21 protein-coding genes are annotated in these 21,962 nt (G+C 46.3%); 6 read left to right on the forward strand and 15 right to left on the reverse strand.

What is annotated here, in order from left to right; all coding sequences use genetic code 11:
* Positions 1-113: 113 nt before the first annotated feature.
* Complete coding sequence (locus tag K1I37_RS13275) at positions 114-719, forward strand: TetR/AcrR family transcriptional regulator C-terminal domain-containing protein (protein WP_021294873.1); 606 nt, start codon at positions 114-116, stop codon at positions 717-719.
* Positions 720-884: 165 nt separating this feature from the next.
* On the opposite strand, the gene fba is transcribed toward K1I37_RS13275, so the two are convergent.
* The 10 genes from fba to K1I37_RS13325 form a co-directional block, all read right to left on the reverse strand.
* A complete protein-coding gene (fba, locus tag K1I37_RS13280) occupies positions 885-1,745 on the reverse strand; it encodes a class II fructose-1,6-bisphosphate aldolase (RefSeq protein WP_031217710.1) in 861 nt (286 codons plus the stop codon).
* Positions 1,746-1,788: 43 nt separating this feature from the next.
* Positions 1,789-2,628 carry a 2-keto-myo-inositol isomerase gene (gene iolI / locus K1I37_RS13285; RefSeq protein WP_021294871.1) on the reverse strand — a complete coding sequence of 280 codons (840 nt, stop codon included), beginning with the start codon at positions 2,626-2,628 and terminating at the stop codon, positions 1,789-1,791.
* Between the two features lie 88 nt (positions 2,629-2,716).
* The gene (locus K1I37_RS13290; RefSeq protein ID WP_021294870.1) at positions 2,717-3,577 is read right to left on the reverse strand and encodes a sugar phosphate isomerase/epimerase family protein; all 861 of its coding nucleotides are present in this window, start codon (positions 3,575-3,577) and stop codon (positions 2,717-2,719) included.
* A 58-nt stretch (positions 3,578-3,635) separates the two neighbouring features.
* The gene (locus K1I37_RS13295; protein ID WP_021294869.1) at positions 3,636-4,652 is read right to left on the reverse strand and encodes a bifunctional inositol 2-dehydrogenase/D-chiro-inositol 1-dehydrogenase; all 1,017 of its coding nucleotides are present in this window, start codon (positions 4,650-4,652) and stop codon (positions 3,636-3,638) included.
* Positions 4,653-4,690: 38 nt separating this feature from the next.
* Entirely contained in the window at positions 4,691-5,599 is a 909-nt protein-coding gene (gene iolE / locus K1I37_RS13300) for a myo-inosose-2 dehydratase (RefSeq protein WP_021294868.1), read from the reverse strand.
* Between the two features lie 18 nt (positions 5,600-5,617).
* Positions 5,618-7,528 carry a 3D-(3,5/4)-trihydroxycyclohexane-1,2-dione acylhydrolase (decyclizing) gene (gene iolD, locus K1I37_RS13305; protein WP_021294867.1) on the reverse strand — a complete coding sequence of 637 codons (1,911 nt, stop codon included), beginning with the start codon at positions 7,526-7,528 and terminating at the stop codon, positions 5,618-5,620.
* 22 nt (positions 7,529-7,550) lie between these two features.
* Positions 7,551-8,534 (reverse strand): 5-dehydro-2-deoxygluconokinase, encoded by a 984-nt coding sequence (iolC, locus tag K1I37_RS13310; protein ID WP_021294866.1) that lies wholly within the window; start codon positions 8,532-8,534, stop codon positions 7,551-7,553.
* Positions 8,531-9,367 (reverse strand): 5-deoxy-glucuronate isomerase, encoded by an 837-nt coding sequence (gene iolB / locus K1I37_RS13315; protein WP_021294865.1) that lies wholly within the window; start codon positions 9,365-9,367, stop codon positions 8,531-8,533. Before iolB ends, iolC begins: the two co-directional genes overlap by 4 nt.
* A 44-nt stretch (positions 9,368-9,411) precedes the next feature.
* On the reverse strand, positions 9,412-10,869 hold the full coding sequence (locus tag K1I37_RS13320; RefSeq protein WP_021294864.1) for a CoA-acylating methylmalonate-semialdehyde dehydrogenase: 1,458 nt from the start codon (positions 10,867-10,869) through the stop codon (positions 9,412-9,414).
* A 187-nt stretch (positions 10,870-11,056) separates the two neighbouring features.
* Positions 11,057-12,502: a sugar porter family MFS transporter gene (locus K1I37_RS13325; RefSeq protein ID WP_021294863.1), complete on the reverse strand. Its 1,446-nt coding sequence runs from the start codon at positions 12,500-12,502 to the stop codon at positions 11,057-11,059.
* Between the two features lie 467 nt (positions 12,503-12,969).
* Here K1I37_RS13325 and K1I37_RS13330 point away from each other — a divergent pair, with 467 nt between their 5' ends.
* A complete protein-coding gene (locus tag K1I37_RS13330) occupies positions 12,970-13,728 on the forward strand; it encodes a DeoR/GlpR family DNA-binding transcription regulator (protein ID WP_021294862.1) in 759 nt (252 codons plus the stop codon).
* A gap of 423 nt (positions 13,729-14,151) precedes the next feature.
* Here K1I37_RS13330 and K1I37_RS13335 read toward each other — a convergent pair whose 3' ends face one another.
* Entirely contained in the window at positions 14,152-14,676 is a 525-nt protein-coding gene (locus K1I37_RS13335; RefSeq protein ID WP_272496369.1) for a sugar phosphate isomerase/epimerase family protein, read from the reverse strand.
* 67 nt (positions 14,677-14,743) lie between these two features.
* On the opposite strand from K1I37_RS13335, the gene K1I37_RS13340 reads away from it, so the two are divergent.
* Positions 14,744-15,970 carry an IS256 family transposase gene (locus K1I37_RS13340; protein ID WP_206923068.1) on the forward strand — a complete coding sequence of 409 codons (1,227 nt, stop codon included), beginning with the start codon at positions 14,744-14,746 and terminating at the stop codon, positions 15,968-15,970.
* A gap of 143 nt (positions 15,971-16,113) precedes the next feature.
* Here K1I37_RS13340 and K1I37_RS13345 read toward each other — a convergent pair whose 3' ends face one another.
* Positions 16,114-16,422: an ATP-binding cassette domain-containing protein gene (locus K1I37_RS13345; RefSeq protein WP_040441106.1), complete on the reverse strand. Its 309-nt coding sequence runs from the start codon at positions 16,420-16,422 to the stop codon at positions 16,114-16,116.
* 52 nt (positions 16,423-16,474) lie between these two features.
* Positions 16,475-17,383: a taurine ABC transporter substrate-binding protein gene (locus K1I37_RS13350; protein ID WP_051189405.1), complete on the reverse strand. Its 909-nt coding sequence runs from the start codon at positions 17,381-17,383 to the stop codon at positions 16,475-16,477.
* 90 nt (positions 17,384-17,473) lie between these two features.
* Between K1I37_RS13350 and tnpA the strand changes: the two genes are divergently transcribed.
* From tnpA to tnpC, 3 genes are all read left to right on the forward strand, one after another.
* Positions 17,474-17,800 carry an IS66 family insertion sequence element accessory protein TnpA gene (tnpA, locus tag K1I37_RS13355; RefSeq protein WP_206917310.1) on the forward strand — a complete coding sequence of 109 codons (327 nt, stop codon included), beginning with the start codon at positions 17,474-17,476 and terminating at the stop codon, positions 17,798-17,800.
* Positions 17,787-18,149: an IS66 family insertion sequence element accessory protein TnpB gene (gene tnpB, locus K1I37_RS13360; protein WP_021295534.1), complete on the forward strand. Its 363-nt coding sequence runs from the start codon at positions 17,787-17,789 to the stop codon at positions 18,147-18,149. Before tnpA ends, tnpB begins: the two co-directional genes overlap by 14 nt.
* 77 nt (positions 18,150-18,226) lie before the next feature.
* Positions 18,227-19,816 carry an IS66 family transposase gene (gene tnpC, locus K1I37_RS13365; RefSeq protein ID WP_242215911.1) on the forward strand — a complete coding sequence of 530 codons (1,590 nt, stop codon included), beginning with the start codon at positions 18,227-18,229 and terminating at the stop codon, positions 19,814-19,816.
* A 290-nt stretch (positions 19,817-20,106) separates the two neighbouring features.
* Here the strand turns inward: tnpC and K1I37_RS13370 are convergent, their stop codons facing one another.
* Complete coding sequence (locus K1I37_RS13370) at positions 20,107-20,952, reverse strand: ABC transporter permease (RefSeq protein WP_021298570.1); 846 nt, start codon at positions 20,950-20,952, stop codon at positions 20,107-20,109.
* Between the two features lie 92 nt (positions 20,953-21,044).
* Entirely contained in the window at positions 21,045-21,962 is a 918-nt protein-coding gene (locus tag K1I37_RS13375; protein ID WP_021298569.1) for a TauD/TfdA dioxygenase family protein, read from the reverse strand.

Below are 21,962 nucleotides of genomic sequence, written 5' to 3' on the forward strand. Positions count from 1 at the left end.
ACACGACTTCAATATCGCCTGTACAGTTTCTCTAACATATATAGAGTGTTGTTTAAAATTTATTCTATATATGTTAGAGTGTCAAGGAGATCATGCTAAGGAGATATGAAACGATGGCTCTCAACAGGGATGCTGTTATAGAAGAGGCGCTGAATTTGCTGAATGAGGTCGGAGCGGAAGGAGTAAGTTTGCGTTCGTTGGCAAATAGACTGGGCGTCAAACCACCGACTTTGTATTGGCACGTCAAAAACAAAGCATCGTTGATCAACGAAATGGCAGAGCACATTATTCAGCCCATGGTTCATGACTTACGCCAGCGAAGCATTGACGAGCCATGGCAAGAATGGTTGGTTGATGTATTTCACCAACTGCGACAAACTATGTTTTCCTATACTGACGGGGCTCGGGTCGTTGCCGGAGCGCATTTCTCACGAGCCATATCCGATTTGATGGAGACGGCAGTACGAACGCTGCTTACCGCCGGAGTTAGTTTACGGGAATCCCGTTTGATTGTACTGACAGCAACCCACTTCACCCTAGGGCATGTCATCGAGGAACAAACTCCACCGGACGAAGAAATGACAAAGGCATTTGACATGGAACGATTCCAAAAAGATCATCCAACCATCACTGCAGCCATAGAGGAGTATTTTAATTCCGGTCACACCGCAGATGATCTTTTTGAGGACGGATTGAGGCTCATAATTTGGAGACGATAGGATCATGTGAAATACACCCTGCGACCCGCATGACGTCTGGTCACATTATGAGAATACGGACTTGCTGTTACAATTCGAATGTGACATGCATCGATAAAACGCCAGAGACTCAGGAATCATCCAGCCTCTGGCGTTTACTGCAAATTCCTCACACAAATGAATCAATCACACTTTTCCGTTTGCATTGAACTCACGAATTTTCTCCTGAACAACGGCGGTAATCGCGTCTCGTCCGGGGGTTAGAATCGTCCGCGGATCATATACATCATGGTCGCGACTCAATACATTACGAACCGCTTGTGCCCAGGCTTGCACACATTCCGTGTTCACATTGATTTTAGCGTGCCCGAATTCAATCGCTTTCTTAATTTGATGACCAGGGATGCCTGAAGCACCATGCAGAACAAGCGGAACATTCACCATTGTTGAGATTTGTTTCATTTCCTCGAAGCCCAGCCTCGGCTCACCTTGATACGGTCCGTGTACAGACCCGAGAGCAGCGGCCAACGCGTCAACGCCCGTCTCTTGTACAAGACGAAGACACTCATTAGGATCTGCATACTTTACTCCGCCAATCAAACCGTCTTCCATTCCCCCAACTGTTCCAACCTCGGCTTCAACAGAAACACCTCTCAGATGAGCATAGTCCACAACTTGCTTCGTCATCGCGATATTTTCATTAATAGGCAAGTGAGAACCATCTATCATAACGGAACTAAAGCCAGCATCTATTGCTTGAATGCATCGCTCAACACTTTTCCCATGATCCAAGTGCAACGCCACAGGTACTGTAATCGACATTTCTTCCAATAATGCATTTACAAAAGCAACGACAACCCGGAAACCACCCAGATACTCTATTAGTCTATCCGAAGCGGCCAAAATCACTGGTGCTCGCTCCTCTTCGGCCGCTTGTAGAATGGCTTGTACCCAGTGGATACCATTCATGTTGAACTGACCAACCGCGTATTTTTTCTTTCGAGCATCTAAGAGCATGTCTGTCATAGATACAAGTCCCGCCGACATTACTCCCTTCACTGTTATCAATCCTCTCCGCACAATAGCCGAACTATTCTAGGTCATAATACTCCGAAACAACCTGTATCGTGTGCTTCTTAGCAGTCTGAATGACTTCCTCGGCGTCCAATTTATAATATTCTGGTCTAAATAGTTCAACCGACACAGCACCCGTGTACCCAATCTCTCTCAGTGACGCCAAAATACCTGCTAAATCGATACTTCCCATCCCTGGCCAAACTCTGTCTTCATCCGTCAGAGATCCAATCGGAAAATCTTCCGCATCATCAATGTGTAAAATAAAAATCCGCGAGGCATCTGCAGTCCTTAAATCTTCCAGCCTGGAACCCATGGCATGGAAATGAAAACAGTCAAGCACCAGCCCCACATTCTCTCTAGCAACGGTTTGCACAATATCGTAACACTGCGCAAAGGTATTCACCGTGCATTGCGGATGACCCAAAAATTCCACTGCAATTTTAATTCCAAATGGTTGAGCGATATCTGACAACTCTCTCAAGACCTCTACGCAGCTGAATTTAATTTGGCTGATTAGAATTTTTTTATCTGTTACAAGTGGAACCACAACAATATAGGGCACCTTTAAGATTTTGGCGTATTCCACCATTTTCTTAAATTCGCGAATCACGTCACGATGCTCAGACTCGCTTCGGTTATTGAAAAATACAAGTGCATTCAATGCCAAAGGTTTAATATGATGGTTTGCGAAGAACTCCGCCAAGTCTCCAACAGTATGATCCTTCAAGTACTCAGGTAACTTATCCATCGTTCGGATTTCAATGTAGTCGTATCCAAATTTTTCACAGTACTCAAGATCCTTAAGTAAATTCGAGTTTTCCAGCGTGGTCGCTTGATTAAAACAAAGTTTCAAGTCAATCTTCTCCAATCCGTTATCGGATGCGTCTGTTCATGTGAGATAACGAGACCCAAATCTTTCGTGATAGAGGGCCATGCCCTATCTATACTCCTAAACCTTCGCGCATTTTGTTCAACATGAACTTGCAAGATTCATCTGCCTTATCTACCCATGCAAATACAGAATTCGTTGCGATGCCGTCGAAATTCATTTCCTTTAACTTTCTAAAGATGGTGTTGAAGTCCACTTCTCCTTCACCGATATTCAGGTGTTGATGAATCGTTACTTCTGCACCTGGCGGGTTTACTATATAACGTAAACCTCGTGCAGCTTTGTGATTGAACGTATCGGCAAATAGAACGTGTACCAGTCGATCACCCGCATAATCAAACATTGTCTCAATGTCGCCAATCCCGTCATCATAGTAAAACGTATGGGCGGTAGAATATACTAAGTTAATCCATGGCTTATCCAGTGACCTAATCATGTCTACGGCACCCTGATTTGTTTCAATAAAATCATATGGATGAGCCTGAAGATTCAATCGCACACCTTCCCTCTCGAATATCGGAATCAATTCATCCATCGAACGAATGAATTTTTCTTCACACACCACTGCATCATACTTGGAACCACTGAACTCACTGTTTACAAGGTCAATATCCAACTCTACTGCTATCTCTATCGCCCTTTTCCAATTTCTTACCGCCGCTTGCCTCCGTTCCTCGTCTGGTCCCGCCCAGTAGTACAGGGGCAACAAGGAGGAAATTTGAACACCTGCATCTCTTAACCAGGTTTTTAGGTTTCGAATAAGTTCCTTATCCACTTTGGGATACTTATAAAACGGGCAGAAATCTTCTCGCGGCGAAAGTTCTATATACTCATACCCAAGTTCGGCCGTTTTCTCCACCATTTCCTTCAACGACAGATTCGTGTACATCGTCGGGTCTAAAGCTAATTTCATGTTCATTCCCCCCGCCAATTCAATTCGTGAATACTCATGTAATTAGCAGCGTAACTATTCAATGATTATAAAAATCCGGTTTGTTACACAATTGGATAGGTTCCTTCTCTAATGTTTGCTGTGATCTGATGCCAGCGTCCGAGGTTACAGCGGCAATATACCCATCCCATGCTGTGGGTCCTTGAGGTTGCCCCGTCTTGCGAATAGCATCTATGAAATCCTGAATTTCGTTGTCATATGCGTCGATAAAACGCTGTTTCCAATCAGTTAACACTTCAGTAGACAATTTTGCGTCTTTGCGGCTGATAATGCTAGGTACCTCTGGAAGCCTCATTGTGCCTTCTTCACAGACCACCTCACATTGAATGTCATACCCGTATTTGCAATTCACGAACACCTCCACCGTAATTACAATCCCACCTACGGTCTCTAATATAAAAATTTGTGGATCTTGCATATGCGACAGCGCGTACTTCGTCTTTCTTGGAAAAATGGCTCGAATCGATGTGTAGTCGTCGTTCACCAACCAGTGCAACACATCGATTTCGTGAATCAGCGTATCATTCACCGCCATCTCAAGCGTGTATTGCTCACCCACCTCTGGGTTTCTGTGCGCGCAGTGAAGCATCAAAGGCGCGCCAAACTCGTGACTATCAATCGCTTCCTTCAATTTCACGTAGCCTCTATCGTATCGGCGCATAAAACCAACTTGAACCAGTCGTCGTCCGTGCTTTACCTCTGCTTCTACGATACTCAGTGCACCTTCCGCAGTCGTCGCAAGCGGCTTCTCACAAAATACATATTTACCGGCTTCAATCGCTGCAAGCACTGTAGCTTGATGGGCAGGTCCCCAACTTGTAACTAAGATGGCGTCTACAGACGTATCGGCAATTAAAGATTTATCGTCTGGGTAAACGTTTGCATTCAATTGGAATTGGTGTACCACGTTTCGAGCTGATTCCTGGTTAATATCCGTCACAGCAACAACTTCTCCACCGGACAAGGTATTAGTAATTCTCTGAATATGTTCCCTACCAATTGCACCGGTGCCAACAACCCCAAATCGCAATGTCACAGTCCCATCCCCTTATTTTTTAATGCAAATTGCTAACTTCACTTGGCAGATAATTGCGTCACAGCTAGAAGTCGCTCATCAACGTACTTCCGTGCCTTCAAGGCATACTCCAATGGGTGCGCAACAGTTGGATCCTGCTCTGCCTCAACCAGAATCCATCCTCGATACCCCGCACCAAGAAGGAATTGATAGGGTTCTGTAAAGTCAATACAACCATCTCCAGGCACTGTGAACATGCCGCGCAAAAACGATTGCATGAACGAACTTCCCTCTTTACGGCACTGCTCCATTACATGTCGCCTGACATCCTTAAAGTGAACATGTTTGATTCGACTCACATGCTTTGTCAACACCGACATGTAGTCGCCATCAGAAACGAAGATGTGCCCAGTATCGTAGAGCAAATGAACCAACGCCGGGTCTGTGTTCGCCATCAGCCAATCCACTTCTTCTCCGGTCTGCACACCCGTACCCAAGTGGTGATGATAGACCAGCCTTAAACCATAGCGCTGCGCAATGCGACCAAGTTCGTTAAGTCCGAGACAAAGTTGTTCCCACTCGTCATCCGTAAAATGAGGTTTATTGGAGAACACATCTACGCTGTGTCCTTGAACGCTGTACGTTTGTTCTGAAACAATGGCTACGTCGGCGCAAACCAACGATAGATACTCACAATGTTGCTGAAAAGCTTTCACAACAGCCTCTAACCCATCCCGGATTAAATAGCTACTAAACCATCGTCCAGCGATTTTTAGGTTTCTCAATTGTAATTCTTTGTTCAACGCCGCGGCGTCCGGGAAGAATCCCCCAACTTCTGTCCCCTCAAAACGCGCAACCACGATATCGCTTAACACGTGAGACAACGTATTCTCTTTCCCAATCTCGGGAATATCATCGTTCCGCCAACCTATTGGGGAAATGCCCCACAAGATTCTTTCCTCTGACATGTTCAGGACCTCAGCTTCTCAGTATTGTCTTGCCCGGCGCAGCATCTGGATCCGTCGCTCAAAAGCTTGTTGAATACTTTCCTTGTTCGAGATCTCCGCCACCCCCACATTCCACCAACTGTCGTATCCATCCGTCATGGTTTTCGGGAGAACCTTGATATCAATTAGAGTCGAAACCTCTTGTTGCTTCGCATCATCTAATGCAGCTTTCAACTCTTCGACCGTGGATGCCCGGTACGATTTTGCGCCGTACCCTTCTGCAATTTTTGCATAATCCACGTTGACAATTTGGTTGTCAAAGGTACGAAACTCACAATAGAAACTTCCACTGCCATTTTCCATTTGTAAGTTACTGATACATCCAAAACCCGAGTTATCAAAAAGTAAGACATTAATCTTGTAGCCAAATTGAATGGATGTAAGAAACTCCGAATGCAATAGAAGAAAGCTTCCATCTCCGACCAGAGCGTAAACCTCTTTGTCCCGATTGGCCAACTTTATTCCCAATGCCCCAGAAACCTCGTATCCCATACAGGAGTAGCCATACTCCAGGTGATACGTGTTAGGAACCTCGGTGTGCCACAATCGCTGCAGGTCGCCAGGCAGAGATCCGGCAGCACTAATCACGACACTATCTGATGCAATCGTGTCGTTTATCGCAATCAGAGCAGTTGTCTGTGGAAGTTCTGTTCGCAAGGCATCTGCATACTCGTTCAGCACCTCCTGGGAGAATTGTTCTTTAATCTCAGGAACGAAGTCCTTTCTAGTGAACTGAATCGACTTCAATCGATTACGCTCAGCCAACCATTCCTTCTTCAGTTCCCGAATCTCTTCACCAAAATCGGACCGGTAATCTTTAATCAACGGAGCCAATGCTTCCAAAGTCGCCTTCGCATCGGCCACTACTTGAAAACCATCAAGTTTATACGCCTGCAATCGACTTACGTTGATATTCAAAAATCTGGCCTTATCAAAGTTAAACGCCGTTTTTGAAGATGTAGCGAAATCTGTATACCGTGTCCCCACACCAATGATTAAGTCTGCCTCACGTGCAGCTTTATTTGCGGCTAATGTCCCAGTAATACCTATGCCACCTAAATTGTTGCTAAACGAGGACTCTACTGTTGATTTGCCTGCTTGTGTCTCTACCAGTGGAATGTGATGTTTTTCTGATAGCCGTTTAAGAATGTCTCCTGCTTGTGAGTATTTCGCCCCGCCCCCAACCAGAATGATGGGTTTCCGACTGCAACGAATAAGTTCAGATGCCCCATGTAGCTCACGATCCGTCGGTAATTTACGGTCTAGATAGTGAACACGTTTAGCGAAGAAGCGCTCGTCAAAATCGAAGGCTTCACCTGCCGTGTCCTGGGCGATACAAATCGTCGCGGGACCTGCTTTAGCCGGGTCAGTCATGACCTCGAAAGCCCGAATCAAACTAGACATCAACTGCTCTGGTCGAGTTACCCGATCCCAATAACGAGAAACTGGTTTAAGGCTATCATTAGTCGTTACGGCAGCGCTGTATTCCTGTTCAATCTGCTGAAGAACAGGATCTGGTTGACGAGTGGCAAACGTATCCGCCGGCAGAAAAAGCACTGGTATATTGTTTGCCATCGCAGTCCCAGCAGCTGTAACCAGGTTTGCTGATCCCGGACCAACAGACGTAGTCACAGCGTAAATTTTCTGTCGAAGCCTTTGCTTACTGAAAGCTACGGCAGCATGGGCCATGCCCTGTTCATTTTTACCTTGGATAATTTTCAAGTGGCCTGCATCCTGCTCCAAGGCCTGCCCAATTCCAAGAACGTTCCCGTGTCCGAATATCGTGAAAACACCTTCGACAAATGGAAACTCATGCCCGTCTACATGGATGTACTGCTGATTTAGAAACCGGATTAAGGCCTGCGCGGTTGTCAGCCTAACCGTCTTCATGGTTCATTTCACCCCAACTTCCTTAATGAGATACATGAAGTTCAAGAAGTCTTTCTATTTCTTCGATTTTCGGCATTGCATCAGAAGAACTGTGCCTACTCACAACAATCGCTGCTGAAGCGCTTGCATACTTCAGCGCAGTCGCAATGTCTAAATTTCTGATAAGTGCATAAAGAAACGCAGCTGCATAGGAGTCACCAGCACCAAAAGTCTTTAATACTTTCGCCTGGTACGCCTCTCCTCGGAACACCTCACCTGATCTTGTGTATGCATAGGACCCATCCAACCCATGCTTAATCACAACGAGCTCCGGTGCATGTTTGAATAATGTTTCTATCGTCGTCTCATTGCGCCCTCCGAATGAATTTTCCATAACGTCAAATTCATCGCGCGTACCGATCACGATGTCGGACTGTTCAGCCACTAAGGAGTAGTAGACTGACGTCTCATCGGTTGACGTCCACGTATACGGACGATAGTCCAATTCGAACACAACCTTGACATCACCTTGCTTTGCAAGTCGAATGGCCTTTAAAACCGCTTCTCGTGATGGACTTTGCGCCAAGGCTGTACCTGAGACAAGTAGTATTTTTGAACGCCGAATATAGTCCTCCAGAACTTCAGATGGATGTAAAAATAGATCCGCCGCATTATCGCGATACATCAAGATACTGCATTCAGTAGGACTCTTAATCTCCGTGAATGCCAAGCCAGTCTTATGCCCTTCTCGATCGACAACCATGTTGGATGTGTCTACTCCGACGCTTCGCATGTATTGTTCTATGAAACGACCATGTTGGTCATCGGAAATCTTTCCAATGAATCCCGTCCTCAGGCCAAGCTTAGCTCCCCCTATGACAATGTTTGCAGGACTGCCGCCTACATACTTCGAGAATGTATGAGTTTGCTCCATTGGTCGGTTGTACTCCACCGCATTAAGGTCAATGCACGCGCGCCCAATGGCAATTACGTCAAATTCCCGATCTGAACGAAGTTCAATTTTCATTCTTGACCATCCTCATTCGATTGACGTTCTAATATCCACTCATGTTCAGGATCGTTATAAAACTTCCAAATTCGTGTGGGGCCAGCCATCACATTTAAATAGTAAGAAGTATACCCATCCGGTACACCGACAGGGTGATAACCTTTGGGCACGATGACAACGTCACCGTGGTGCACAGTCATCGTCTCATCAATCTCCAGGTCATCCGTGTAAACCCTTTGAAACACAAAACCTTGTGTAGGGCTCATTTCATGGTAGTATGTTTCCTCTAACAAACTCTCTGTAGGTAGATTGTCTCGATCATGTTTGTGTGGAGGGTAGCTAGACCAGTTTCCACTCCCCGTAAATACCTCTACCACCAACAAGCTATTTGCAATCGGGCTAGAATCCGGCAAAATATTGTGCACTAAACGCTGATTGTTCAGTATGCCTCTTAGTTCAATCTCGTTGTCACTCGCCTTGATTAACCGCGTTGGTTTCTGACGTTCAGAAGGGGCATAGCAGAGTGCGACGCGCGATTTTTCAATCGCTTCAACAACAAAATCTTGGTCGTTTGACACATAAACGCTATCTGTCGGCCGCTTTTCAAAAACGGTTTTCCGTGTCCCTATAGACTCGAAACAATCATCTCCTACAATAACGTTCACGGTACCTGTTAGTACGACAATACAACACTCCTGTTTGCCTAACGTTTCCGTGTATGTTGCCCCTAAATCAACGTCAATAACTTTAAAAGCCACATAGCGGAGTGGTGAATTCTCCGAGGTCACCTCATGAACCACTGCAACTCCATTTTTAAGTGTTTCGTGTTGAGGTCTTACAAGCAGGCGCAAGAGAAATCCTCCTCCCTCTAACTCCCGGGAAATTTTACAACAATTCAATCAAACGTCGGTTCTGTATAACGTGCAGTCACAACTTTCTTTCGAGTATAAAAATCAACACTATCTTTCCCATTTGCATGTAGCGTCCCATAGAATGAAGATTTCCAACCAGAAAAAGGGAAAAATGCCATTGGAGCTGGCACGCCCAAATTGATCCCTAACATACCCGCATCAATGTTTTCACGGAAGTATCGAATTGCCGAGGCGTTCGACGTAAAGATACATGCACCATTTGCAAACTCGGAACGATTAGCGGTGTCCACTGCTTCTTTAAGGTTTTTCACTCGAACAATTGACAGAACAGGAGCGAAAATCTCGTCCTTCCAAATCGTCATCTCGGTCGTAACGTTGTCAAAAATGGTTGGACCGATAAAGAACCCTTCATCATTCATGCGTTGACGGCCGTCACAGACTAGGGTTGCCCCCTCTTCCACACCTTTCTCAATGTAGCGAACGGTACGGTTGAGGTTTTCTTCTCGAATGACAGGACCAAGAAACACTCCGTCATCCAAACCATTTCCCATCTTTATATTTTGCGCTTTCTCTACTAGCCTAGCGACAAATTCATCAGCAATCGCCTCTTCAACGGTGACCACCGAGCAGGCCATACATCGCTCCCCGGCGGAGCCAAACGCTGACCCGATAATATTGGTGACCGCCTCGTCTAAATCCGCGTCTCGCAGTACAACGATGTGATTTTTAGCACCTGTTAACGCTTGCACACGCTTTAAGTTATCGCTTCCGCGTTTAAAAACATATTCACCAACCGGTTTTGAGCCTACAAACGAAATGGCCTTTACGGCAGGGTGGTCTAAAATGCCATTCACAACCTCGTGAGCCCCGTAAACTACGTTGAACACGCCTTTTGGCAACCCCGCCTCTGTAAATAACTCAACAAGTTTTCTCGTCAACAGCGGTGTCTTTTCAGAGGGTTTTAGAATAAATGAATTGCCAAGCGCAATCGCCATCGGGAACATCCAGCACGGAACCATCATCGGAAAATTAAATGGCGCTATCCCCCCTACAACACCGATAGGATATCTATAGTTTGTCGCCTCAATATCCGTAGCGATGGTAGACAATGAGTCTCCCATCATTAGTGAAGGGACACCCACAGCAAATTCAACGTTCTCGATACCGCGTTGCACTTCACCGACAGCCTCGGTGTAACTTTTTCCATTTTCCAATGTAACCAACCGAGCTAATTCTTCCTTGTCACGTGTCAAAAGCTGTTGATACGCAAAAAGAATTTTCGCGCGTCGAGGTATCGGAACCTTGCTCCATGTTTCAAAGGCCCCACTTGCCGCTCTTACGGCAACATCGACATCTTCCTTCGTCGACAACGGCACAAGTGCAATAACTTCTTTCGTTGCCGGATTATACACCTCTTCATATTGAGTGGTACCGCTTTCCACCCACTCACCATTGATATAATTCCTCAAATTCTCAGCCACCGGACATATTCCTCCTTTTCAATTATAAACTCTTGGTTAAGTGTTGAGCATTTTTTAGTAAATGATATTCCAAACACCGCATCTAGTCAATGATTTTATAGAAATTTCCACCAATAAGAGTAATACAGAAATACAACAAAAAGGACTGGCGGGATGAATCCTGCCAGTCGATGCCCTTTGATAAACATTACGATTTCAACTGTGAGCTCGGTACTTCTGTTATTTTCTTGAGAGATGGGTTTCGGTAGGTTTTAAAGTTCTGCTCCAATTGCTCCAGACTGTATCCCTTTGTTTCAGGTGCGAACTTTTTCATCAAGATTACCGCGATAATGTTCAACACCACGAAGACAATGTACGTGTACGTCAACCCCAGGTGCCCAAGCAATACAGGAAAAGTTAAGCCAACCAGGAAATTAACAATCCACAAGAAAAATGTAACGACCCCCATACCTAATCCGCGTAGTCGTGTCGGAAATATTTCCGCTAACAGTACCCACGTTACAGGCGAGACAGCGCCCTGCTGAAATGCTAAGAATGCCACTGTCAAGAAAAGCACCACAAACGGAAGTGCGGGCATCCCTTTTAAGAGAGCCGAAAAAATTGCAATCAAACACAAGGACAAGATAATACCAATCTGACCACCAATGAGCATCTTCCGCCTACTCGTCTTACGCAAAAGCCAGAAACCAACAAAAGTAGCCAACACTGAGATGACCCCATTGGCAATGTTGCCAATAACGGCAGCGTTCGTACCAAAGCCAGCTGTTTGGAGAATTTCGGTACCATAATACATAATCGAATTTACACCTGTAATCTGTTGCACAAATGCAATTGCGATGCCAACAAAGACAAGCCGACGAATCCAAGGGACACCTAGATCTTTAAAACTAGCCTTTTCGCCCTTGTCTTCCTGAAGAACAGCACCCTGAATTTCCTCGAGTTCAAGTTTTGCTGCAGCGTCCTCTCGAATTTGCCTGAGAACGTTTAATGCTTCAGTAAATCTACCCTTTGACGCCAACCACCGAGGACTTTCTGGGACAATCAACATTCCAAACCAAAGTGCAATTGCAGGTAATGTGGCGACAACCAACATGTACCGCCAAACATCCCCATTATCACCCAGGGTACTACTAATAATTGCATTAATCACGAATGCCATCAATTGCCCCGTAACAATCATTAATTCGTTATTTGTCACCATACGTCCACGACGTTCCATCGTGGACATTTCAGCCAGAAATGTAGGAACTGTAACTGAAGCACATCCTACCGCAAGCCCAAGCAGCAAACGAAATGTAATCATTACGCCAGAGTTAGGAGACAAGGTACACCCCAGCGCGGATACGAAGAACAATATTGCCAGATACAAAATCACGCGACGACGACCGATACCATCCGCCAATCTTCCACCAAATGCTGCCCCAAGAGCCGCTCCAAACAGAAGTGAACTCGTCACCAACCCCTGCGTGAACGCATTGAGATTGAGTTGGTCCGGTTTCGACATAAACGGTAACGCACCATTGATAACTCCTGTGTCATAGCCAAAAAGTAATCCACCGAAAGTTGATAACCAAGTGACAGTACGCAAAAACGACGTGGGTGTGCGCCGAACATCAGATCGTTGACTCGACATAAACGATTCCTCCTCTTCCCATATTTAATTAATGCACCAGATTTGAAGCGCTTTCACAACCGCTTTCAAAAAAATCATGGGGGACCGCGACCACTAAAGAGCTAGCACGTCATTCGTCTGTACAACACTACCCAATTTTGTGCTGTAAAACCAAACTCCTTCTCATCATAATTATTATGTTTTGAGTATATGTTGATAATTTGTTGACATTATAACCATCAAATCATTTTCAGTCAATACGAACAATTCACCTCAGATCAGCTCAAATTCATGCCATATATCGCCTTTATTCATAAATGATCGTCTAAATCGGTTCCGTTCAAGATATCTTTGTTCCCTACCTTTGAATGGTGTTATCTTGGTTATTTGTTGGTATAATATCCGCAATGATATGTAAACCATGACCTGGAGCGCCCTTGGTGTATGTGGCACGACGACTTAAATCTGTACTTCGGAGTGAGACAAAAATGATCAAGTCAAAGCGAATACAACAAATTCAAGAGTACGTTGCTCAGCATCAAACAGTATCGTTAGATGAACTTATGAATGTATTTGATGTGTCTAAAAACACAATTCGGCGGGATGTGCAGTGGTTAGTCGAACGCGGCGAAGTAAAAAAGGTGTACGGGGGCATCGCCATAAATGATGACGCGCCTCCACTAATATCCTTCCAAGATAGACAGACACATAACAAACAACAAAAAGAGGTAATTGGAAAACTCGCTGCGGACTTTGTTCAGGATGGGGATGTGATTTTTATTGATTCCGGAACAACAACGCTTGAAATGTTTAATTTCATTAAACATAAGGAAATTACCATTGTAACAAGTAACTTGAATTTAATCATCAGCGCGTTGCCGTTCGAAAACTTAAACATCATATCGATTGGTGGTATGCTTGAACGTAAAACAAATTCATTTACATGCTTCAAGGAAATAAACATCTTGAACATCTACAACATCAACAAGGCGTTCATGGCTTCGACAGGTGTTTCTATTACAAATGGAGTGACAAATTCATCTCCTCTTGAAACCGAACTGAAGCAAACAGCAGTTCGCAAAGGCTCACAAGTCTTTTTGTTAATCGACCACAACAAATTTGATAAAAACGGTCTGATGACATACTGCGATTTGAGTGAAATCGACTACTTAGTGACAGATTGTTCACTAGAACAGAAGTACCGTACGTACGCCGAGGAGAACAATATTCAGGTGGTGACACCATAACTCTGCTTCTGAATGCCAATTCAGCAGTGAGGAAGAAGTGCCTCGAATGCAATCAAATGGATCAAGTATTGAGAACAGCGTTATCTGGAAAGACAAGTATCAATCTGCGGAACAAACACACAGGGCGGTACGAATACGGCAAGAGGGCTTGTGTCAGATGACAGGAATCTGTCACCGTTCTCGTTCTTAAACGGAGAGATGGAAGCCACGAGGCCTCCGACCAACCTTATTCGCTACGCGGACAGGGTGGTCGGAGCAAGAATACGCTGCCGCCGCTTCAATTCTACATTACTTAATTCGCATACGGACGTCATGCAGATAAGTCGTCGAATAGATCAACGACCCCATGCGCCAAACACTTAATATGCCCATCCTCGGTTTTAAGTCTTTTTCAGTTAATTCAACACCTATGATGTAGCGTTCTTAGAAACTTAGACATTGTTTTAAGGCGTTGACTGAAGTTTTAATACCTGCTTCAATTGACATAGTTAGGTCTTCCATTTCCAAGGAAACTTCTTCGTTATATCCCATCATCCTAACTACCGAGAAAAACTCCTTCCACCACTGTAAATCCTGCCCGCATCCAACCGCGACATAGTTCCATGCTCTATTCGCCACATCCGTAACCTCTTTTGTCTCCAGTACCCCATTAATGGCTGATAAATGCCTTTCTAACCGAACATCCTTACCATGAACATGATAAATAGCTTCTCCTAACGCTCTTGCTGCCGCTATCGGATCGGCACCCATCCAAATCAAATGACTGGGATCTAGATTTAATCCTACCATCGGCCCAACTGCCTTCCGCAATCTAAACAACGTTTCTGGATTGTACACTAGTTGAGAACTGAAGTTTTCAAGTGCAATTTTTTCAATCCCACAAGATTCAGCTTTCTTGACTAACGTTAAAGTCTCAAGTAGTGGTGTAAATTCTTCAGGAGGCTGAATCTTGACGAAAAAGCCATCGAGTGCAATCTACTAAAAGTGTGCAGCAATCAGTAGAGGAGGCACTTCGATGGCTTATACGGATAAGATCGCACTTTTGGAGTTAATTCGCAAGATCGGATTAGAAGATGGTGATGTGGATTTCTTGAAAGAAGGGCTGAGGGTTCTCACCCAAGCAGTGATGGAGGCTGAGGTGAGCTCCCTGATTGGCGCTGAGCGATATGAGCGTAGTGAGAAGCGTAGCAACAGCCGTAATGGGTATAGAGAACGAGAATGGGATACTCGTGTCGGAACGATCGATTTGCAGATTCCCAAGCTTCGTAAAGGGAGTTACTTCCCAAGTATCCTAGAACCTCGGCGGAAGGCTGAAAAAGCCCTTCTGTCCGTTGTTCAAGAAGCGTATGTGCATGGTGTGAGCACTCGTAAAGTGGATGAGTTGGTCGAATCTATGGGGATTCAAGGAATCAGCAAAAGCGAAGTGTCTCGAATCTGTAAAGAACTCGACGATGTAGTGCAGGACTTCAAAAACCGCCCGCTGGAGGGGACGTATCCATATCTTTGGCTAGATGCCACTTTCCCGAAAGTGCGAGAAGGCGGACGGGTGCAGAGCATGGCGTTTGTGATTGCCATTGGTGTGCGAAACACCGGTGAGCGTGAAGTATTGGGATTTGACATTGGCACCAGCGAGGACGGCGCGTTTTGGCTCACATTCATCCGCAGTCTGATTGCACGTGGATTGCGTGGCGTACAGTTAGTAATTAGCGACGCGCACGAAGGACTGCGTAGTGCCATTGCTTCTGCGCTGACTGGAGCGACCTGGCAGCGCTGTCGTGTCCACACAATGCGCAATATTCTCAGCCAGGTGCCTAGAGCGTCACAAGCGATGGTCTCATCCATTGTCCGGACCATCTTTGCGCAGCCGACGCAGGAAGCCGCCAAACAGCAATTATCTGTCGTTGTGAAACAACTTCAAGGAAAGTTTCCAAAAGCGATGGGTGTTCTGGAACGTGCAGAGGAAGACGTATTAGCATACATGGGATTCCCGAAGGAGCACTGGAAGCAGATTTGCTCGACAAACCCACTTGAGCGCTTAAATCGTGAACTAAGGCGGCGCTTTGATGTGGTTGGCATATTCCCCAACCGAGAGTCTGTATTGCGCCTTGGAGGATCGATTCTCCAAGAGCAGAACGATGAATGGATAGTTGCAAGGCGCTACTTCAGCCGAGAGTCTATGGCAAAACTCATTGGCACTGATGAACAGCAGTTACTAGCTCCAACGTCAGTTTTGCATAAATAGCTAACACTAGGGGTTGCACTCAATTTACACCACTTGACGGGACACTACCCACTCAAGAACCGCAATTACTGGCGCCAACGTCAGTTTTGCATAAATAGCCGACACGAAGTGGTTGCACTCAATTTACACCACTTGACGGGACACTACCGAAATCTCAGACCAAGTGCAATATTTCTGCGTACATTTAACCATGGATACAGAGTAGATTTTTGAAACACCACCGCCCTGTCAGGTCCGGGAGACTGAATTGGCTGTCCATCCAGAAGAATGTGGCCAGAACTTGAACGTTCAAATCCTGCAACCATGTGGAGCATCGTTGACTTTCCACATCCACTAGGCCCCACGACGGATACAAATTCTCCTTCCTCGACGACCATCGACACATCATCAAGCGCATGAACCATGGCAGCTTTTCTCCGCTTCGGTGCAAAAACTTTGCTCACACTTTTCATGACTAACAATCTATTCACCTTCCTAGTTGGCTCATTGTGGGTTTGTCCCGCTCTAGTGAGATGCCACGTCCTGCACATATGTTGGGTTCACATAGTCCGCTAAATTAGATGGAATTTCCTGTATCGTGTTACTTGCATACAAATATTGTGCAGCAGAGTTGAGAGATTTGGTGACCAAAGACGTCGAAACGGCTGATCCAACACCGAGCGCATCCTGACTTAACTGCATGGAGGGCGTGTCGATTTCATTCCCAGCCAGTTCCTGTTTTGCAGCAGCTGTAGAAATGCCTGCTTCCTTCGCCATATCAGCGATTGCCTGGGTTTTATGCTTCTCATAGAACGAAACGCCTGCCTCCTGTGCTTCAATAAACCCATCTACCAATGATTGATGTGTCGAAGCCCACTTTGAATTGACCACAGACAATGCGAACACCGGGGCATTATTGGATATTGTTTGGTCATACATCAGCGCTTTTCCATGATTTTGAACCAACGAGGTAAAAAACGGGTCCCACGTGTATGCCGCCTGTATTTGTCCCGTATTCCAAGCGGCAACAATACTAGGTGGACTCATGTTCAATATATGGACAGAAGAAGGAGAAACTCCCGCAGCTTTCAGAGCCGTATCGAATTCGAATGATGAGGAAGACCCCAAAACAAGTGCTACTGTTTTTCCTTTCAGGTCTTTCAAAGTTTGAATTCCTGAACCTTGTTTTACTGCTAAGCCTTCGCTAGTTGTATTGCGTTCCTGTGCCCATATCACTTGCAAAGGCACACCTTGGGCAATTGCGGAGACCACTGGAGGATTGCCAATCTCAGTCATAAACTGCAGCGATCCTGAGTCAAGCGCTGCGAGTGCAGCAGGACCAGAGGGAAACAATTTCCATTTCACTTTTGCATGCATGTACTTCGGAAAAAAGTTTTCTGCAATTGCAACCATTTCAGGATCAACACCTGTCATGTATCCGTAAGCGTAAAACGCAGCACACCTCGTAAGGCTACACTCTGGGTGGGATAATCTCCTCAAATGAAACTGAGGAGAGTGAGGTACATGTCAAGAACCGAGCTACGTGAAGAATGGGAGAGTCGCCTCACCGAGTTTGAGTCCAGTGGGCAAACGGCTACAGTCTGGTGTGCGGTGCACGGGATCAATATTCATCGCTTTCGCTACTGGTCCAGCAAGCTTCGAGGGAATCGACGAAAGCCTTCAAATGGAGAGGTTCGTTGGCTTTCAGTGGAGATGGAATCAGTCATTAAACCGAGCAGTAACGAAGCGCTCACTGTTCAGGTTGGTCAAGCCAGGATTGAAGTGTCTGAGGGCTTCAACACCAAACTGTTCATACAGGTCGTTCAGGCTTTGGCAGATGCTCATCCATGAGGCGAATTCAGAGCAACGGGTGTACTTGGCGAGCGGCAGTACAGATCTTCGTAAGTCTATCGACGGGCTGGCAGTCCTGGTTCAAGAGGTCTTTCAGCTCAGTCCATTTTCGCCTTCCCTCTTCGTTTTCTGCAACCGAAAACGAGACAAGCTTAAAATCCTAGAGTGGGATACGAATGGATTCTGGCTCCATTATCGTCGTTTGGAACGTGGTCGCTTTCAATGGCCGGACGTAACGAACAGCGAAACGGTTACGGTCAGTCGGCAGCAGTTGCGGTGGTTGCTAGACGGACTGTCCATCACCCAACGACAGGCTCATAAAAAGGTAACCGCGCGCACGGTCATCTAGTCTCTCAGTGGCAAAATAAAAGTTCCGTAATCTCTTTTGTGACAAGGGATTTTAGCTCGCATGTCGAAATATATAGCATGGCGAAACCAAAGAGTTCCACCACCGAACAGGTTGAATCCTTGCAGCAAGAAAACACCATACTTAAGCAGCAAAATGACGAACTCAAGTCTAAGGTAGAGTGGCTTGAGGAGAAATTGCGCAAAGCAACTCACCAACGTTTTGCTGCGTCTAGTGAACGGACCAAGACCGACTCCGTACAGACGCTGTTGTTTAACGAAGCCGAAGTCGAGTCTGAACCTACGCTTGAAGAGCCCACCATGGAAACCATCACCTACAAGCGAAAAAAGAAACGTCCGGGTCAGCGTGATGAACTCCTAAAGGACCTGCCCGTGGAGCGAATGGAGTATCGCTTACCCGAAGAGGAGCAGGTGTGTTCCTGCTGTGGTGGCGCCATGCATGAAATGAGTTCTGAAACGCGAACTGAGATAAAAATCATTCCGGCTCAGATGAAGGTCGTGGAGCATGTTCAATATATCTACGCCTGTCGTCATTGTGAGAAGCATGAAACTGAAACCCCTGTTGTGAAAGCTTCCATGCCACGTCCGGCATTTCCGGGGAGCTTAGCTTCTGCCTCAGCAGTGGCTTACATCATGAGTAAGAAATACGTCGAGGGGATGCCACTCTATCGGCAGGAGCAACAGTTTGAGCGACAGGGCTTTCCGTTATCACGACAAACCATGGCCAATTGGGTCCTAGCCGGTGCAACGACATGGTTGAGTAAAATATACGACCGGATGCACCAGGAACTCTTACAACGGAAGTACTTACACGCAGACGAGACAACGCTGCAGGTACTTCACGAATCCGGCAGAACCGCAGATACGAAGTCCTACATGTGGCTCTACCGCAGTGGACGGGACGGTCCACCCATTGTTTTGTACGACTACCAAGAGACGCGCAGTCGGGAGCATCCAACAAGGTTCCTCCAAGGATTTCACGGATACATCCATGTGGATGGCTACGTAGGGTACGAGGACATTCCGGATGTGACCCTGTCAGGGTGCTGGAGTCATGCCCGAAGGAAATTCGACGAGGCCATCAAGGCCTTACCCGCATCCAAACGGAACACGCCCGTGGCTGCAAGGGAAGGACTGGAATATTGCAATCGTCTCTTCAAAATTGAGCGTGGGTTAAAAGACATAACTCCCGAGAAGCGGTACGAACAGCGCCTCGAGCAAAGTCGTCCAGTCCTGGATGCTTTTTTGCCATGGCTTGAATTCCAGAAGGAAAACATACTCCCAAAGAGTGCCTTGGGAGAGGCAGTGAATTATTGCCTACGCCAATGGGGTAAGCTCACCGTGTTCCTTGAGGATGGCCATCTGGAGATCGATAACAACCGCGGTGAACGTTCCATTAAGCCATTTGTGATCGGGAGAAAGAACTTCCTGTTCAGCAATACGCCGCGCGGAGCTAGAGCGAGCGCCATCACATACAGTATCGTGGAAACTGCAAAAGAGAATGGACTCGACCCGTTTCAATATCTGTGCTATCTGTTCGAGCAACTACCAAACGTCCCCGACGATGAATCTGACTCGTTGGCCGCGCTGCTGCCTTGGGCTGGGAACTTACCGGACGAAGTGCGACATTCAAGGAGAAAGACTCCATAACACGACAGTAGTCCCCGCCGTAACCGGTGGGGATTTCTGATTATAATGACGACGAATGACCTACCTTCAATGTGTCCTGCGTTTGACGCTTACATGTATCCGATGGTTATGGTAGGCTCCGAAGACCCATTCGTATTCGAAGTTGCCGTCTGATTAACGATGTTTGACCCACATCCGACCAAACTCAGCGATACCCCCCCAACAATCATGGAGGCTGCAACACGCGAATTCCAAATCCTATGGTGAGCCATACTCATGAATCTTCCTCTCTTTTCTATCGGTTGACGAACCTAATTTTTCCAAGGTATCACAAGTCGCTCTAGCAGCCTAATCGCCAATTCCATCAAATACCCCAGGACGCCAATCGCAACGATCCCTACGAATATGACGGCAATTTGCAGCTCCTGCCCAGCGTTTTGAATTAACCACCCCAGCCCAGCAGACGAAGCAATCATTTCTGCAGCAACTAAGCACGTCCAAGCCGCACCGTTCGCTACTCGCATGGCTGTGAACACCGCTGGAAGTGTCGAAGGAAATATGACAAACCAAAACTGTTGTATACGTGAGGCCCCTAGACATTGGGCGACGCGAATTCGTTCAATCGGCGTAGCTCGCACGCCCGCTACAGTATTGATGATAATAATTGGAATTGTACCTAACATAATCAAGATATCTTTGGATACTTCTCCAATCCCAAACCAGACGACCAAAAGAGGGATATAGGCCAATGGCGGTACAGGTCGAATGAATTGAAGGATTGGGTCAATGATTTGAAAGGCAAACTCATTACTTGCCATCAGCATTCCGACCGGAATACCAATCACCACTGCCACAACAAATCCGGTGACGATTCTGACGGTACTTATCCACACGTCCATCGAAAAAGGTTGCCCCGCGTAACCGACTGACAGCAACATTTCCAACGTCTTAAGCACCATCCAAGGTGAGGGTACGACCATGGGTGAAACCAATTTCGTCATCAATTCCCATGCAGCCAACATACCGACAAGCACAACGAGAGGTAGCAACTTCAGTGACCAAAACCTACGGATATCACTCCTCCGCGAGAATGAAAGCTCTGACACTGCAGACACCTGTACAGAATCCTGATGCTGTACCCCCGTTTTCAATTGCACAAAAAAGTCACCTCTCGATTTTCATGAGACGAAAAGCACACGATTCCCTCTATCGAACAGTGCACTTTTCGTCGACTTCGCGAAGTAATCAACTACGCCAATGACGCGTTGTTCGCGACACCATTTTTGCGCAGGACACTTTTCTTTCCATCAACACTGACAGGTACATCTCCCGCAATCGTCACTCTTCTAACAACTCTGCGTTTATCTCCATAATCGTTTATCGCATAATGCTGCGTCGCCCGATTGTCCCAAATCGCTACGTCACCCTCAGCCCACTTCCACCGTACTGTATTTTCTAATCTTGTAATGTGATCTTGTAGAATGGACACCAATCGTCTGGAATCCGATGATGAGAAGCCAACTATCCTTTTCACAAATTGACCAAGCACAAGTGTGCGCTCAGCAGTCTCCGGATGAACACGGACAACTGGATGTTCCGCTTCATACAATCGTTGAATGAAAACTTTTTGATGGAATTCAATCTCTTGTTCAGGATGTTCATCCTGGTACACACCATAGTCGAAATCATTCGTGTGAAGCGCCCACAACTTATCGGCTAAATCGCGCAGTTCTTGCGGCAACGTCCGATAGGCGTTTGCAGTATTTGCCCAAACCGTATCACCACCAGCGCTCGGGATCACAACTGCACGTAAAATAGAGATTTGCGGATAAGCATCTACAAATGTTATGTCCGTGTGCCATGCGTTGGCGCGACCTCCCCCAAACGCGGAGTCCAGCTCAAAAATTGCGTTGGTTGCATTGCGAGCCGATACTGTGGGATGTACATACAAAGGACCAAAACGACGCGCGAATGCTTCATGTGTAAGATCATCAAGATGATTCTGACCACGGAAGAAGATGACTTTGTGTTCGAGCAGAGCCTGACGAATGGCACGGATCTGAGCCTCATCCTGTTCAGCAGACAATTGCACGCCACGAATCTCCGCTCCGATTTGTCCAGTAAGTGGAATCACCTCAAACTCCGTGTTCGGTACAACTGTGCTCAT

The organism is Alicyclobacillus acidoterrestris, assembly GCF_022674245.1.
GTDB classification, from domain to species: Bacteria; Bacillota; Bacilli; order Alicyclobacillales; family Alicyclobacillaceae; genus Alicyclobacillus; species Alicyclobacillus acidoterrestris.

Excerpts from the sequence above, each read along its gene's own strand:
- fba (WP_031217710.1), bottom strand. The coding sequence starts at position 1,745 with ATGTCGGCGGGACTTGTATCTATGACAGACATGCTCTTAGATGCTCGA.
- tnpB (WP_021295534.1), top strand. The coding sequence starts at position 17,787 with ATGCTCATCCATGAGGCGAATTCAGAGCAACGGGTGTACTTGGCGAGC.
- iolE (WP_021294868.1), bottom strand. The coding sequence starts at position 5,599 with ATGTCAGAGGAAAGAATCTTGTGGGGCATTTCCCCAATAGGTTGGCGG.
- iolC (WP_021294866.1), bottom strand. The coding sequence starts at position 8,534 with ATGAAAATTGAACTTCGTTCAGATCGGGAATTTGACGTAATTGCCATT.
- K1I37_RS13375 (WP_021298569.1), bottom strand. The coding sequence starts at position 21,962 with ATGAGCACAGTTGTACCGAACACGGAGTTTGAGGTGATTCCACTTACT.
- K1I37_RS13275 (WP_021294873.1), top strand. The coding sequence starts at position 114 with ATGGCTCTCAACAGGGATGCTGTTATAGAAGAGGCGCTGAATTTGCTG.
- K1I37_RS13340 (WP_206923068.1), top strand. The coding sequence starts at position 14,744 with ATGGCTTATACGGATAAGATCGCACTTTTGGAGTTAATTCGCAAGATC.
- K1I37_RS13350 (WP_051189405.1), bottom strand. The coding sequence starts at position 17,383 with ATGACAGGTGTTGATCCTGAAATGGTTGCAATTGCAGAAAACTTTTTT.
- K1I37_RS13345 (WP_040441106.1), bottom strand. The coding sequence starts at position 16,422 with ATGAAAAGTGTGAGCAAAGTTTTTGCACCGAAGCGGAGAAAAGCTGCC.
- iolD (WP_021294867.1), bottom strand. The coding sequence starts at position 7,528 with ATGAAGACGGTTAGGCTGACAACCGCGCAGGCCTTAATCCGGTTTCTA.
- K1I37_RS13325 (WP_021294863.1), bottom strand. The coding sequence starts at position 12,502 with ATGTCGAGTCAACGATCTGATGTTCGGCGCACACCCACGTCGTTTTTG.
- K1I37_RS13290 (WP_021294870.1), bottom strand. The coding sequence starts at position 3,577 with ATGAAATTAGCTTTAGACCCGACGATGTACACGAATCTGTCGTTGAAG.
- tnpA (WP_206917310.1), top strand. The coding sequence starts at position 17,474 with ATGTCAAGAACCGAGCTACGTGAAGAATGGGAGAGTCGCCTCACCGAG.
- K1I37_RS13330 (WP_021294862.1), top strand. The coding sequence starts at position 12,970 with ATGATCAAGTCAAAGCGAATACAACAAATTCAAGAGTACGTTGCTCAG.
- tnpC (WP_242215911.1), top strand. The coding sequence starts at position 18,227 with ATGGCGAAACCAAAGAGTTCCACCACCGAACAGGTTGAATCCTTGCAG.